The organism is Streptosporangium sp. NPDC000509 (assembly GCF_042898365.1).
In the GTDB taxonomy this organism is placed as follows: domain Bacteria; phylum Actinomycetota; class Actinomycetes; order Streptosporangiales; family Streptosporangiaceae; genus Streptosporangium.
In genome coordinates this window covers 227,446-241,692 of sequence record NZ_JBIAYX010000009.1, presented here as the reverse complement: position 1 = coordinate 241,692, position 14,247 = coordinate 227,446, and the positions used below count along the sequence as shown (strand labels likewise).

At 69.8% G+C, this 14,247-nt stretch carries 11 protein-coding genes and 3 tRNA genes; 10 read left to right on the top strand and 4 right to left on the bottom strand.

Translation table 11 applies throughout. The features are described from left to right. Window positions 1-56: 56 nt before the first annotated feature. Window positions 57-1,283 (top strand): hypothetical protein, encoded by a 1,227-nt coding sequence (locus ACFY3D_RS18540; protein ID WP_389980810.1) that lies wholly within the window; start codon window positions 57-59, stop codon window positions 1,281-1,283. A gap of 112 nt (window positions 1,284-1,395) precedes the next feature. Here ACFY3D_RS18540 and ACFY3D_RS18535 read toward each other — a convergent pair whose 3' ends face one another. Together ACFY3D_RS18535 and dusB are read right to left on the bottom strand one after the other, a co-directional pair. Beyond that, window positions 1,396-2,460: a sulfite oxidase gene (locus tag ACFY3D_RS18535; protein WP_389980809.1), complete on the bottom strand. Its 1,065-nt coding sequence runs from the start codon at window positions 2,458-2,460 to the stop codon at window positions 1,396-1,398. Window positions 2,461-2,759: 299 nt separating this feature from the next. Beyond that, a complete protein-coding gene (gene dusB, locus ACFY3D_RS18530; protein ID WP_389980807.1) occupies window positions 2,760-3,881 on the bottom strand; it encodes a tRNA dihydrouridine synthase DusB in 1,122 nt (373 codons plus the stop codon). Window positions 3,882-3,971: 90 nt separating this feature from the next. On the opposite strand from dusB, the gene ACFY3D_RS18525 reads away from it, so the two are divergent. The 4 genes from ACFY3D_RS18525 (at window position 3,972) to ACFY3D_RS18510 (ending at window position 5,114) form a co-directional block, all read left to right on the top strand. Further along, complete coding sequence (locus tag ACFY3D_RS18525; protein ID WP_362897091.1) at window positions 3,972-4,634, top strand: amino acid-binding protein; 663 nt, start codon at window positions 3,972-3,974, stop codon at window positions 4,632-4,634. Window positions 4,635-4,855: 221 nt separating this feature from the next. Then, window positions 4,856-4,927 (top strand) — tRNA-Gly (locus tag ACFY3D_RS18520). Window positions 4,928-4,952: 25 nt separating this feature from the next. Then, window positions 4,953-5,023: transfer RNA gene (locus ACFY3D_RS18515), tRNA-Cys, on the top strand. 16 nt (window positions 5,024-5,039) lie between these two features. After that, window positions 5,040-5,114 (top strand) — tRNA-Val (locus ACFY3D_RS18510). Between the two features lie 108 nt (window positions 5,115-5,222). On the opposite strand, the gene ACFY3D_RS18505 is transcribed toward ACFY3D_RS18510, so the two are convergent. Both ACFY3D_RS18505 and ACFY3D_RS18500 read right to left on the bottom strand, forming a co-directional pair. After that, the gene (locus ACFY3D_RS18505) at window positions 5,223-6,119 is read right to left on the bottom strand and encodes an SAM-dependent methyltransferase (protein WP_389980805.1); all 897 of its coding nucleotides are present in this window, start codon (window positions 6,117-6,119) and stop codon (window positions 5,223-5,225) included. A gap of 216 nt (window positions 6,120-6,335) precedes the next feature. Next, a complete protein-coding gene (locus ACFY3D_RS18500; RefSeq protein ID WP_389980803.1) occupies window positions 6,336-6,848 on the bottom strand; it encodes a hypothetical protein in 513 nt (170 codons plus the stop codon). A 381-nt stretch (window positions 6,849-7,229) separates the two neighbouring features. Between ACFY3D_RS18500 and ACFY3D_RS18495 the strand changes: the two genes are divergently transcribed. The 5 genes from ACFY3D_RS18495 to ACFY3D_RS18475 all read left to right on the top strand — a co-directional run bounded on the left by ACFY3D_RS18495 (window position 7,230) and on the right by ACFY3D_RS18475 (window position 13,952). After that, a complete protein-coding gene (locus tag ACFY3D_RS18495) occupies window positions 7,230-8,909 on the top strand; it encodes a fibronectin type III domain-containing protein (protein WP_389980801.1) in 1,680 nt (559 codons plus the stop codon). 78 nt (window positions 8,910-8,987) lie between these two features. Then, window positions 8,988-9,662, top strand: coding sequence for a hypothetical protein (locus ACFY3D_RS18490; RefSeq protein ID WP_389980799.1), 675 nt, complete (start codon window positions 8,988-8,990; stop codon window positions 9,660-9,662). Then, a complete protein-coding gene (locus tag ACFY3D_RS18485; RefSeq protein WP_389772475.1) occupies window positions 9,659-10,462 on the top strand; it encodes a nickel/cobalt transporter in 804 nt (267 codons plus the stop codon). The genes ACFY3D_RS18490 and ACFY3D_RS18485 overlap by 4 nt, the downstream gene beginning before the upstream one ends. A gap of 408 nt (window positions 10,463-10,870) precedes the next feature. After that, the gene (locus ACFY3D_RS18480) at window positions 10,871-12,049 is read left to right on the top strand and encodes a Cmx/CmrA family chloramphenicol efflux MFS transporter (RefSeq protein WP_389980797.1); all 1,179 of its coding nucleotides are present in this window, start codon (window positions 10,871-10,873) and stop codon (window positions 12,047-12,049) included. A gap of 262 nt (window positions 12,050-12,311) precedes the next feature. Then, on the top strand, window positions 12,312-13,952 hold the full coding sequence (locus tag ACFY3D_RS18475) for a DUF885 domain-containing protein (protein ID WP_389980795.1): 1,641 nt from the start codon (window positions 12,312-12,314) through the stop codon (window positions 13,950-13,952). Window positions 13,953-14,247 lie beyond the last annotated feature (295 nt).

Sequence of the window (14,247 nt, the reverse complement as noted above, 5' to 3'; positions counted from 1 at the left end):
GGCCAGGGCGTGGGCCGACGCCCACCCTCTCCGGCGGGGAGTCGCAACGGATCAAGATGGTCAAGCACCTGGGCAGCAGCCTGACCGACATGACGTACATCTTCGACGAGCCGACCATCGGACTGCACCCGCGCGACGTGACGCGCATGAACGAGTTGCTGCGCGAACTGCGGGACAAGGGCAACACCGTACTCGTCGTCGAGCACGACCGCGACGTGATCGAGGTCGCCGACCACGTGGTGGACGTCGGGCCACGCGCCGGGACGCACGGCGGTGAGATCGTCTACCAGGGCGGCGTCGAGGGCCTGCGGCGCGCCCGCACCCTCACCGGGCGGCATCTGCGCCGCAATCCGCCGCTCAAGGCGTCGTTCAGGGAGCCGACCGGCGCGCTCACCGTCACCGGGGCCACCGCGCGCAACCTCAAAGACGTCACGGTGTCCTTTCCCACCGGGGTGCTCACCGTGGTCACCGGGGTCGCGGGATCGGGCAAGAGCACCCTGGTCAACGAGGTGTTCCTCGCCGAGCATCCGAAGGCGGTGGTGATCGACCAGGCCGCGGTCGGCACCTCGATCCGCTCCAACCCGGCCACCTACACCGGGCTGATGGACGAGATCCGCGGGCTCTTCGCCGCCGCGGGCGGAGTCAGCCCCGCGCTGTTCAGCTTCAACTCCAAGGGCGCCTGCCCCGAATGCCAGGGGCTCGGGGTCATCCACACCGACCTGGCGTTCATGGACGCGATCACGTCCGTGTGCGAGGTGTGCCGGGGACGGCGGTTCCGGCCCGAGATCCTGAGGCACACGCTGCGCGGCAGGTCCGTCTCCGACGTGCTGGAGATGACGATCGGCGAGGCCGCGGAGTTCTTCACCGAGCCGAGACCACTGCGCGTCCTGGAAACGCTGAACGAGATGGGCCTGGGCTACCTCAGGCTCGGTCAGCCGCTCAGCAGCCTGTCGGGAGGCGAGTGCCAGCGGATCAAGCTGGCGGGGGAACTCCACAAGAAGGGCAGCGTGTACGTGATGGACGAGCCGAGGACCGGGCTGCACATGTCGGACGTCGAGCACCTGATCAAAATCATGGACAGCCTGGTGGACGGCGGCAACACGGTCATCGTCATCGAGCACAACCTCGACGTGATCAAGAAGGCGGACTGGGTCGTCGACCTTGGCCCCGACGGCGGCGACCAGGGCGGAATCGTGATCTTCGAGGGCACGCCGTCCCGCCTCCTCGACGAGCCCGGCTCCTTCACCGCCGAACACCTCCGCCGCGACCTGGCCCGCCCTTGACACGCGCCGCCCGATCGCCCCGGGCCGATCATCGGCCGCGTTCGCCCGCGGCGACGCGGCGCGTGCGGCCCGACACATCCCCGCACATCCCCGCACATCCCCGCGTGTCCCCTCAGGGAGCACAGGTGACGCGGACGCGGGACCAGGAGGTGTTGGCGTACCCCTTGGGATTCCACACGTGCCGGGGCGATTCCGGCTGGGTGGCACCGGCGCTGTCCCACGCGCGGGCGACGATCACGGTCTCGCCCTCCCCCAGTTCGGCGACGGCGTGCCAGTGCCGCCACGCCCAGGGGCCCACCTGCTCCCCGAGGTCCGCCTGCGTCCAGGTCTCGCCCCCGTCGAGGGAGACGTCGACGCGGGCGACGGTACGGCCGTCCCCCGCGTAGGCGTAGCCGGTGATCCGGGTGAGGCCCGGCCGCGTGCGGGCGCCGTCGCCGGGGCTCAGGATCGCGGTGTTGAGGACGACGGGCCCCAGGGAGATACCGTCACCGGGCCCCGCCTTCGCGGGATCGGCCCCGGAGGGCAGGAGGCGATAGGCGACGGTCTGGAAGTAGTTGTCGGAGGGCTCCTCCCGCGCGGTGACACGCTGGAGCCACTTGACGCTGCGGGCGCCGATCCAGCCCGGGACCACGACGCGGAGCGGGGCGCCGTGGGCCCTGGGCAGCGGCCGGTCGTTCATGGCCCAGGCCAGCAGGACGTCTCCGCCGACGGCCTTGGACACCGGGATGGAGGCACCGTAGGGCTGGGCGGGGTCGGCGAGTTCGGAGACGTCGGGGGCGGCGAAGGCGATGTGCGCGGCCCTGGGAAGCAGCCCGGCGCGGGCGAGGACCTCGGCCAGGCCGACACCGCTCCAGCGCGCGGTCGAGGTGGCTCCGGGCCCCCACGGATCCTCACCGGGAATGTCGCGGACCTCGACCAGATCGGCACGGCGGTTGCCCGCGCACTGCAGGGTCGCCACCAGCGTGACCTCGGAGAACTCGGAACGCAGCTCCTCCAGCGACAGCGTCAGCGGGCGCTCGACCAGACCGTCCACGGTGAGGCGCCAGGAGGTCGGATCCAGGTCGGGGACGGGGCCGTGGTTGCGGCTGTAGAAGGTGTCGAGCGGGGTGAGGATGTGATCGGCGAGGGCGCCCGGCGGAGCCTCGGCGTTGTACGGCTCGCTGCTGTGGACCACCATGTCATCTCTTTTGCCCCACACGTTCACACGACTCGGAGTACCCGGGAACGAGGGCGTGACACGGCTCGCGGCCCAAGCGGAAGGAGACCATGGATCTCCCGGTGCCGTCCGAGCGCCGCCCCGACGCCCCGAGCACGGCCCCGTGACGACCAGAGTTCCGCCCCGGCCCCGGTGTGACGGGCCGAGCCGACACCGAGGAGCACCGAGGAGCACCGAGGAGCACCGAGGAGCACCGAGGGCCACCGAGGACCGCGCAGGACCGCAGAGGACTCCATCGGAGACCCGGCCCGCCGTCGGCGTCAGCCGCCCGAGGTGTCGCTCTCGGCGTCGGCGCTGGGAACCGCGAGATCATAGGGGTCGTCCAGCCACCCGGCGGGCAGCTGGACGCGGTCGCGCGGGTTGGTCTTGCCCCGGGGGGTGTCCACGCCGTCGGGCCACGGCTGGGCGGCGTCGAGTTCGGCGAGCCCCTCGCGCAGGTCCGACAGGCTCTCCGAGGTGGCCAGGCGGCGGCGGAGGGCGGCACCGACGGTGAAGCCCTTGAGATACCAGCCGACGTGCTTGCGGAAGTCGACCACCGCGTGCCGCTCGCTCTCGAAGCAGGCGACCATCAGGGTCGCGTGCCGGTCCATCGTCGCGGCGACCTCGCCCAGCAGGGGCCTGCGCCGCTCCTCCCCGCCCTCGCACATGGTCGCCAGGTCCGCGAACAGCCACGGGCGGCCCAGGCAGCCCCGGCCCACGACGACGCCGTCACAGCCGGTCTCGTCCATCATGCGGCGCGCGTCGGCGGCGCTCCAGATGTCGCCGTTCCCGAGCACGGGGATCTCCGTCACGCTCTCCTTGAGCCGCGCGATCGCCTCCCAGTCGGCGGTGCCGCCGTAGTGCTGGATCGCGGTGCGGCCGTGCAGCGCGATCGCGGAGACGCCCTCCTCGACGGCGATCCGCCCGGCGTCCAGGTAGGTCAGATGGTCGTCGTCGATGCCCTTGCGCATCTTCACGGTCACCGGCAGCGTCCCCGCGTTGCCCACGGCCTCGCGCAGAATCGACCGGAACAGGTTCCGCTTGTACGGCAGCGCGGAGCCGCCGCCCTTGCGGGTCACCTTGGGCACCGGGCAGCCGAAGTTGAGGTCGACGTGATCGGCGAGGTCCTCCTGCACGATCATGCGGACGGCCCTGCCGACGGTCACCGGGTCGATCCCGTACAGCTGGAGGCTGCGGGGGCTCTCCTCGGGCTCGAACCGGATCATCTTCAAGGTCTTGGGGTTGCGTTCCACCAGCGCCCGCGTCGTGATCATCTCGCAGACGAACAATCCGCCGCCCTGCTCCCGGCACAGGGTGCGGAAGGGCGCGTTGGTGATCCCTGCCATCGGGGCGAGGACGACCGGCGGCCACACCTCCAGTGATCCCAGCTTCAACGACTCCACCTGGCTTTTCTACCGCACCGCGACGAGCGGGACGAATCGTCGCTGGGTATTGTGTCCCTGCGTGGACCAACGTGACATGGGAGGCCGCGGATGCTGCTGCGACTGCGGATCGCGCTGCCCGACCAGCCGGGCTCGCTGGGGAAGGTGACCCGTGTCCTCGGTGTCGCGGGCGCCGACATCACCCAGGTGGTCGTCCTCGAACGGGGCGAGGGCCAGGCGCTGGACGACATCACCGTCTACTGGCCCGACTCAGCCCCCAGGGAAAGCCTGGTCGAAGGGCTGGAGAGCGTTCCGGGAGTGAGGATCGAGGGCATCTGGGGCACGCGCGAGGCGCCGGGGACCTATCCGGAGCTGGAGATCCTCAAATACATCACCACCGCGGGCGACCGCGCCCTCGCCACCCTGATCGACTCCATGCCCGTGTTGTTCAGCGCCGACTGGGCGGCCGCGGCGACCGAGAAGAGCCCGCGCACGGTCGTCCACTCCAGCTGGCGCGCCCCCGAGCAGGTGCCCTTCCCCGACGACACCCCCGCCCGTCCGAGGGCCTTCACCCTCGACTCCGGCCTGCACGTGATCGCCGCCCCGCTGCCCCCGCTCGCCCTCACCTTCCTGCTGGCCCGCGCCGACGGTCCCGCCTTCCACCGCATCGAGGTGCACCGTCTCACCCGCATCCTGGAGATCTTCCTCACCCTGCCCGCCGTGGAGCGCGTGGTCACGCGCCAGCTGCGCCGCCCGGCCGAGCAGGACGGCTGAGCAGGACAGCTGAACGAAAAGGCTGAACGAGAAGGCTGAACGCCCACCTGGCCGGATGCCCGGCCTGGATCCGCACCGTGTGGGAGTCCGCGGACGGGTGTCGGCCGGCGGATTCGCGCGACGGCCGCGGGGCCGGCGGCTGAACGCGCGGTTACACAACCGCCGGGAAAACCCGCTAGAGTTCTCTCGTCGCCACCGGGTACGAAACCCGGAGGAAACACGCGGAAGTGGCTCAGTGGTAGAGCATCACCTTGCCAAGGTGAGGGTCGCGGGTTCGAATCCCGTCTTCCGCTCGAAGGGTCTTCGGGCTCTCACTCCGGTGGAGTGGCCGAGAGGCGAGGCAACGGCCTGCAAAGCCGTCTACACGGGTTCAAATCCCGTCTCCACCTCTGGTCCTTCCCATGCGGACGATTAGCTCAGCGGGAGAGCGCTTCCCTGACACGGAAGAGGTCACAGGTTCAATCCCTGTATCGTCCACCATCGCCCATGACATCTATGGGCCCATCACGGCAAACGGCCGCCAAAGTCCCAGCTCGGGAGCCTTGGCGGCCTTCTGGCTTCTCGGGCCGACATCCGGTGTTCCGGCCCTCACATCGACTTCTCGGCGACGACGATGACGTAGTCCAAGCCGGCGAACTTCTGCCGCATACGCGTGTCGTCGGCCAGCTCGCGATGCAACCAGCGGCGGTAGACCCAGGTGACCTTCTGCTGAAATGCCTGGTCGTCCAGCTTCCGCTCCGCCCATTTGCACCACGGTTCGTAAACGTGGTCACGGATGGAGGTCAACTGGACATGGGCGAATCCGGCGGCCCGGAGGCGGGCGACATACTCATTGCCGTCGTACAGGTTTTCTTCGGGGACCGAAGTGGAGAAAAGCTCTCGGCGGCCGCCGTTGTCGACGTTCAACGGCACGACATCCGCCGTCGCGAGCACCCCGCCCGGTCGAAGGATGTGGTGAGCCTGGCGAAAGAATTCGTCCCTGGTCCGGAAATGCAGGGCCGACTCCAGGGCGACCACCCGGTCGAAGCTACCGGGCTCGAACGTCATCGCGGTCGCCGACCCCTCCTGGAAGATCAGCCGATCATCCAGACCACGGGCGCGGGCCTTCTCCTGAGCGATCCGCACATGCGTCGGCGTCACGTTCAATCCGACGATCTTCGCTGGATTGTGCCGCTCCAACCACATGAAGTCCTGGTCGCCGTATCCGAACCCGGCATCGAGAATGCGATCGCCCTCCCGAAAGCCCGCGGCGTCCCCCAGCTTCTCCGCCAGCGCCTCGCACGCGTCGTCGAGCGTGTCGGGCCCATCACGCCAGTAGCCGAAATTGAGGTACGAACTGTGCTCGTTCAGCGCGGTCCAGGTGCTCGGCGGAAAGATCTCGTAGGCACGTTTGGCACGGGTCTCCGGCGACGCCATGCTGAGCCTGATGCTTCGGCTAACGGCGAGCACGTCATGCCAGAGTGAGATCCGCTGCGGGGTGGTCATGGGGGACCTCCTGGGTGTGCTCATACTTCAGGTACGACAGGGCGACAGCCTTGATACTGGGTACACCGGCGCTAAGGATTTCCACAGATATCGAGTTGTCCCGCACATCGGTGGGCTGATTTACCGACCTTTATCCGGCAGTGCGGCTTTATCCGGCGGTGCGGCGAGGCCAGGAAATTCGCGGTGCGCCGGGGAGCCTCACGGACGACCCCTCGGTCACCAACTCGCCATGGGGAGCGCCGAGCCGTCCATCGGCCCTTGCGGGCTGTAGACCACGCACATGACGTCGCGGTCGCCGCCTGCCCAGGTCTTCCTGGTCGGCATGACCGGGTAGAAGTCCAGACCCGAGGCCGACGCGCCGCTCCAGTTGCCGTCGAACCCCCGCCTGCAACTCTCCCTGGCGAACACGGTCAGCGCGGCCGGATCCCATTCACCGTCGGGGGCGCGCACGAAGCCGTACGACTGGTTGGCCGCCCGCTCCTTGCAGGGCGTGTAGAGGACGACGACCTCGCCCGCCTCCGGAGAATAGGCCGGGTCGGTGAAACACTCCCCCGCCTCGATGTGCAGAAGCCCGCCGGTCTCCGCGGTGACGAAGGTCTCGTCCTTGATCGTCGGTCCCGCCGAACCCGCCGTGGACGATGGCAGGAAGAGCACGCCGAGCACCACGAGGCCGGGGAACAACGTCCGGCGGGCTGACCGCCGGTCACCCGCCTGCCGGGGGCCGATCATCGAACACCTCTCGTTCGGGAACGTCGGTCTCGCCCGCTCCCGGGGAAACGGGGCACGACGCCGCGTACCGGACCCGTCGAAACCTGGGCGAGGCCACCTGCCGTGTGACGCGGGTCGTGAAGCGGGCGCGCGCGTTCCGCCCTCATCCGAGCCCGCTCGCCCGAGATTAGGGGTGTTCCAGCGAACGCGAGGGCAACGGAAGGCGTCGAGCGCACGACCTTCTGGCGACATCAATGGGGCTTTTGGGGCTAGAGATACATAAGAGGAGGTGTTCATCCTGATGTAACCCCCTATATGAGCTTTTGTCCTTCTTTTTTGGATCAATACCGACGTCCACCGCACTCCCTCGGTGGAATGCGATCCCTCCCTGGAGAAGAGCTCATGATGGGCGAAGCCAAACTGCCCCGATCCGCCGGATCCCGGCGTACCAGGCTGACGGCGGTGAGCGCGGGCGTGCTGATCGCCGGCGGCCTCGCGTTCAGCCCGGTGGCGTTCGGCGCGGCCGCGCCGCCGAAGTACCCCGCCGCCGATATCCACAAGCCCTCCCCCATGCCCGACCGGGTTATCCTCACCCCGACCACCACGCCGGCGGCCAGCCAGAAGGTCACCTGGCGGGCCGTGACCGACGCCGAGTCGGCTCAGGCCCAGATCCTCGAGGCCCCGCGCGCGCTCGGCGACGTCGCGCCGTCCGCGGGCGCGGTCGCCACCGTCAAGGCGCTCAGCACCACCCCGGTCAACACCACGCTGGGGTACGCCTCCGTCTACCACACCGTCGAGTTCACGGGCCTGAAGCCGAACACCCGCTACAGCTACCGGGTCGGCGACGGCACCAACTGGAACGAGTGGAGCGACTTCACCACCGCGGCGGCCGACCTCCAGCCGTTCTCGTTCATCTACTACGGCGACGCGCAGAACTACATCGACTCCGCGGTGCCGCGCGTCTTCCGCCAGGCGTTCGCCGACCGCCCGCAAGCGAAGGTGATCGTCAACGCCGGTGACCTCATCGACAACGCGAACAACGAGGAGCAGTGGGGCCAGTGGTACAAGGCCTCCGGCTTCATCGACAGCCAGGTCAACAACATCTCGATCCCCGGAAACCACGAGTACAGCGGCGGCCTGTCCACCTTCTGGCGTCCGCAGTTCCCCTATCCGGACAACGGACCGGGTAACCCGGAGCTGAAGCAGACCGCCTACACCGTCGACTACCAGGGTGTGCGCTTCATCGGCCTGGACACCAACGTGCAGAGCAACGCCACGCTGATGGCCGCGCAGACCACCTGGCTGGAGGGTCTGCTCAAGGACAACCCGAACAAGTGGACCGTGGTGACCTTCCACCACCCCGTCTACTCCACCACCGGCACCCGCAACAACCCCGCCGTACGCGGCCAGTGGGGCCCGCTGTTCGAGAAGTACGGCGTGGACCTGGTCCTCCAGGGCCACGACCACTCCTACGGCCGAGGCAACGTGGCGACCGCCCGCAAGTCCGTCACCGTCAACAACGGTGTCGCCTACGTCGTGTCCGTCTCCGGCGGCAAGATGTACGCGCTCAACAACGGCGAGAACTGGACCGGAAACGGCGCCGAGGTCGTCAGCAAGAGCCAGAACACCCAGCTCTACCAGCTGATCGACATCGAGGCCGACAAGATCACGTTCGAGGCCCGTTACGCCAACGGTGAGCACCACGACGGCTTCGTCGTCCGGAAGAACGCCAAGGGCGAGCGCACCGTCAACGAGCTCCGCACCGCGGAGAACACCGTCGGCGAGCAGGTCGTCGTCGACAAGACCGCCGTCGAGCACCGCGGCGAGCTCACGATCTCCGCGTACGGCTACGACCCCGCCGAGCGGGTGACCGTCGTCATGAGGAAGGCGGGCGGTGACGAGGGGGAGAAGGAGAAGGGGAACGGCACCGTCTCCGTCGACACCCGGGAGGCCGATGAGCTGGGCCGTCTCGTTCACACCTTCAAGGTGCCGAGCAGGCTGAAGAAGGGCGAGACCTACGTGGTCCACCTGGACAGCGCCAACCAGAAGATCACCAGCCCGGCCGTCACGATCACCAAGTAGTAGCGCCTCCCGGGGACGGGGCCGCCACGGCGGCCCCGTCCCTCGGACGTACCGGAGCCCCGTCGGACAGGAAACGCATTGAAAATCCACGCCCGTACGCTGGCGGGCGCGCTGCTCGTCGGCGCCCTGGTCGGCTGGGCCGCCCCAGCCTCCGCCCATCCCTTCGGACCGCCGTCCACCGCACGGATCGGGGCCGACGGCTCACAGGTGACCATCTCGTGGCTCCCCGCCGAGGATGACTGGGTCGCGCTCGGCCAGTCGCTCGGCGCGTTCGAGGACCCCTCCACCGGCACGGTCTCGACGGAGCTGACCGGTGAGCAGAAACTGGAGCGCTCAACGGCCCTCCGCGACTACCTGCTGGAGAAGATCACCGTCGCCCAGGCAGGCCGGCCGTGCCAGAGCCGGCTGGAGGAACTGCGGGCGCTGCTCGTCGACGGCGCCCGGTTCGTCTTCGACTGCCGGAGTCCGGTGACCGAGGTGGAGGTGACCGTCGCCGCCCTCACCGATCTCAACACGGCGTACCGGACGGTGCTCATCGCGGACACACCCGCCACCCCCGAACGGATCCTCTTCACCGAGGCGGCCGGCACCCAGCGCCTGAGCTTCTCCGGCACGGCGGCGGCCGGCACGTCCTGGCAGACGACGGGTGTCGCCGTCGGCGCCGCGGTGCTGCTGGCCGGATCGGGCGCGTTCACCATGCTGCGGACCCGGCGCAGGACGGGCACGACGAGTACGACAGGTAGGCGACCATGACGGAGCTCAGCGGCTTCGAGAGCCGGTTCATCTCACTCTTCGACAACAGGGGCGTCTTCTGGGCGGTCCTCGCCGTCGCCCTCGTCGCCGGAGCGATGCACGCGGTCGCCCCCGGGCACGGCAAGAGCGTCACCGCGGCCTACCTGGTCGGCACCCGGGGCACCTACCGTGACGCGCTGCGCCTGGGAGTCATCGTCGCCCTGATGCACACCTTCTCGGTGCTGGTGCTGGCGTTCGCCTGGGTGGGGCTGAGCAGCGCCGCGAGTTTCGGCACGAAGAGCGTCACCGCCTGGATGCAGGTGCTGGCCGGCGTGATCACGATCTGCGTCGGCATCCACCTGACCTACCGCCACCTGCGAGGGCGTCGGCTTCGGGCGCAGGCCCAGCACGGGCACGGCCACGGGCACGGGCACGGGCACGGGCACGGGCACGGGCACGGGCACGGGCATCAGTTCGAGGACGGGCCGGATCCCTGGTCGCGGCGTGGCCTCGTCGCCCTCGCCCTCTCCGGTGGGCTGCTGCCCTCGCCGTCGGCGTTCGTCGTCCTGATGAGCGGGCTGCTCACCGGCCGGGCCTTCGACGCCGTCACCCTCGTCGCCGCCTTCGGTGTGGGGATGGCCCTCACCCTGACCGGCGTGGGCATCGTGACGATCCGCGGCCTCACCCTGCTGACCCACGGAACCCACCGGTGGTCGCTCGCCTCCACGGCGATGGCCTGGGCTCCGGCCGCCGCCGGCCTCGCGGTCTCCTCCGCCGGAGGTCTCTACCTCGTCGCGGCCCTCGGCACCATCACCGGCTGACAGCCCGGCCGCCCATCAGGGTGCCCTCAGAGCCGGACCGCGGCGAAAAAGATCGTTCTCGGGGAGCTCGCGGCCGAACGGCTGGACATGACGCGTCCGGCGTTGCTAACTTGCGCCTATGTCCAGCCCCGAGGCATCCAGACGCTAGCCACCGGTCATCCGGTGGCCGGCCACCGTCGTCGCGTCGAGGCTTCGCGGCCAATGAGGCCGCGCTCACTGCCGTCCGCGACCACTGCCACCGGATCGCCATAGCGCAGGCTGTGCTCGACCTGGACCGAGCGTCACCTCCGTGACGTCGGCAGGGTCTCCCGCGCGATGGCCGCACCCCGATCGGACGGTTCCTCTCTCCGACGCCGGCGCGGCCCATCGCCTCCTTATCGATCCACAGTGTGGTCGCGGAGTTTTGTCATGCCATTCGTTGTTCACCTGCTCGGACTGGCGGTCTTCGCCCAGGCCACGTCCGAGTTCATGCTGTCCGGCCTCGTGCCGGGCATCGCACGGGACCTGCACGTGTCCATCCCCGCCGCGGGATTTCTGACCTCGGCGTTCGCGGTGGGGATGGTCGTCGGCGCGCCGCTGATGGCGATCCTGAGCCTGCGCCGGTCGCGACGTCGCTCGCTCCTCACCTTCCTCGTCACCTTCCTGCTCGTCCATGTCCTGGGCGCGGTCACCACCAGCTACGGGGTACTGCTGGTATCCCGGGTCGTCGGGGCGCTGGCGTGCGCCGGGTTCCTCGCGGTGGCCATGGCGACCGCGATGAGCCTGGTCGCGCCGAACGCCAAAGGACGCGCCACCTCCATCCTGCTCGGTGGGGTCACCGTCGCCTGTGTCGTGGGCGTTCCCAGCGGCGCGTTGCTGGGTCAGCTGTGGGGGTGGCGCTCGGCGTTCTGGGCGGTGGCCATCCTGTCGGTGCCGGCCATCGTCGCGATCCTGCGGTCGGTACCGGCCGACGGCCCCGAATCCGACCACACGAGCGCGCGCGACGAACTGCGCTCGCTGCGCGATCGGCGGCTTGTGGTGATCCTGCTGCTGGGATGCCTCGTGAACGGCGCGACGTTCTGCTCGTTCACCTACCTCGCGCCGCTGGTCACCACCGTCACCGGAATCGAATCCGCATGGGTGCCCGCCATGCTGGCCCTCTTCGGGCTGGGGTCGTTTCTCGGTGTCACCGTCGGTGGCCGGATGGCCGACGTACGACCCGTCGCGCTCCTGGTGAGCGGCGGGGTGGCCCTGCTCGTCGGCTGGACGGTGTTCGCGGTGGCCGCCGGGAGTCCGGTGGCGACGACGGTGCTCGTCTTCGTCCAGGGAACCCTCTCGTTCGCCGTCGGGTCGACGTTGATCTCGCAGGCACTCTACGCGGCGGCCGAGGCACCGGCCCTGGCCGGTGGGTTCGCCACGGCGGCGCTCAACGTGGGCGCCGCGCTCGGTCCCTGGTTCGGCGGGATCTCGATCGGCGCGGGACTCGGTTATCGCTCGCCGCTGTGGGTCAGTGCGCTGCTGGTGGCCCTGGCACTCGCCACCGCCGGTGTCGCCTGGGGGATTCGGCGCGGGGCGGCCGGCTCCCACGAGGAAGTCGTCGCGCCGTAGCCGACCGGGATCGAGGCGGCGCCGGGTCGATCCGATCGTCCGGCGGTACCGGCGGAGGAGCATGAGAGAACCGCCTCCGCCGTTGCCCGGTCGCCTCCTGCTTGTCCGGCATCGTTGTCCGGTGCCGGACAAGCGGGGCGCGGAGTTCGAAAACGAATCGGGCAACGGAGTACCAGCCGGCCGGAGGCCAGGTTTCCCCAGGTCCTGGGGTTGGATAGCGAAGGAATAGGGGGCCGATGCCAGGCTTTCCTACGTTTCGGACATGAGCACTCCGATCTTCGCGCTTTGCGATGAGTACGTCACCCGCTGGGCGGCACTGGACCCGATCGCGACAGGTGCCGAGGGCATCGTGTCCGACTTCGTAGCCGCCACCGACCACAGCCCCGCCGGTAGCGCCGCCCGGGCCGAGATGATCCGTTCGACCTTGAAGCGCCTCGACGAGCTGGTCCCGACCGGTGAGCCGGACGTCAGGGCGGCCACCCACCTGCGGGAGCGGCTGGAGGCCGAGCTCGCCTGGCACGACACGGGCGAGCCGCTGCGCTGGGTGGCGGCGCCGTACGGGCTGCCCTACCGGGTGCGCTCCAGCGTCGTCCTTCTCCCCCACGGCAACGACGACGAATGGCGTGATGTCGCCGCCCGCCTCGCGGCGATCCCGGGAATGCTCGCCGGGTGGCGGGAGAGCCTGGAGACCGGTCTGGCGATGGGGCTGCGGGGTGCCCGCAGGCAGGCGCTGGCCATGGCGGACCAGGCCGACCAGTTCTCCGGCGCCGGCGGGACTCCCCCGGCCCACGACGCCTTCGTCGCCACCTACGGTGAGGGCCCGGTCAAGGAGGAGCTGCTCAGCGCCGCGGCGGCGGCCCACGCCGCGTACGCCGACGCCGGGCGCTACCTGCGCGAGGAGTACGCCCCGAGGGCGGACGAGGCCGACGCGGTGGGCCCCGAGCGCTACGCGGTCGTCGCCAGGATCAGCCTGGGCGCCGACATCGACCTGCGCGAGGCCTACGAGTGGGGCTGGGCCGAGCTGGAGCGCATCGGAGCCGAGACGGCCGCCGAGGTCGAGCGGATCAAGCCCGGGGCGACCATCGAGGAGGCGACCGCGATCCTCAACGAGACCCAGGCCGTCGACTCGCTCGAGGAGTACCAGGCGTGGCTGCAGGAGCGCCACGACCGGGCGATCGAGCAGTTGAACGGCACGCACTTCGACATCCCCGAGCCGCTGCGGCGCATCGTGGCCGAGGTCGACGTGAGCTCCACCTCCGGTGCGGCCTCCTACAACGCGCCCAGCGAGGACCTGTCGCGGCCGGGTCGCACCCTGTGGCCGGTCGGGGGCCGGACCCGCTTCGCCACCTGGAGCGAACTGACCACGATCTTCCACGAGGGCGTGCCCGGCCACCATCTGCAGTTCGGCGCGATGCGCATGGCCGGCGACACCCTGTCCAGGTTCTCCAAGGTCTCCTGGGTGGACGGCCACGGCGAGGGGTGGGGCCTGTACGCCGAGCGGCTGGCCGACGAGCTCGGCTGGTTCACCGACCCCGGCACCCGGCTGGGCATGCTCAACTGGTCGGCGCTGCGTGCCGCCCGGGTCGTCATCGACCTGGGCGTCCACCTCGACCTTCCGCTGCCCGACGGTTCGTCGTGGACCTTCGAGAAGGCCTGCGAGGTGCTGCGTGAGCAGGGCCGCTGCGAGCCGCATCGGGTCGAGGCGGAGGTGGTGCGCTACTTCGGCTGGCCTTCCCAGGCCATCTCCTACAAGCTGGGCGAACGAGCGTGGGTGCAGGCCCGCGAGGAGGCCAAGCTGCGCCTGGGCGACGCCTTCGACCTGCGTGCCTGGCACACCGCCGCGCTGGAGCTGGGGCCTGTCGGCCTGTCCAGTCTCGCGGAGGCTCTGCGCCGCATCTGCTGAGCACCGGCGATCCGGCGCCGATGGTCTCGTGACCGGCCGGCACGACCGGTCACGACCGCCCGGAGAGGTCTCTTCCGGACCTCTCCGGCGGTTCGTCGCTCACGTCTTCGGAGTGCGAAGGACCGCTCCCGCTCCGGACCGTTCGGCTCAGGGCACCGACATCCCTTCGCTTTCGACCCGGTCGAGTTCAGGACATTTCGCCCCGGTCGGGTTCAGGACAACGGTGCCCTCGCCCCGGGGCGCTCAGGAACTCGGAGCCCTCGGCCGTACGGCGCCCAGGATCTCGGGATTCGAC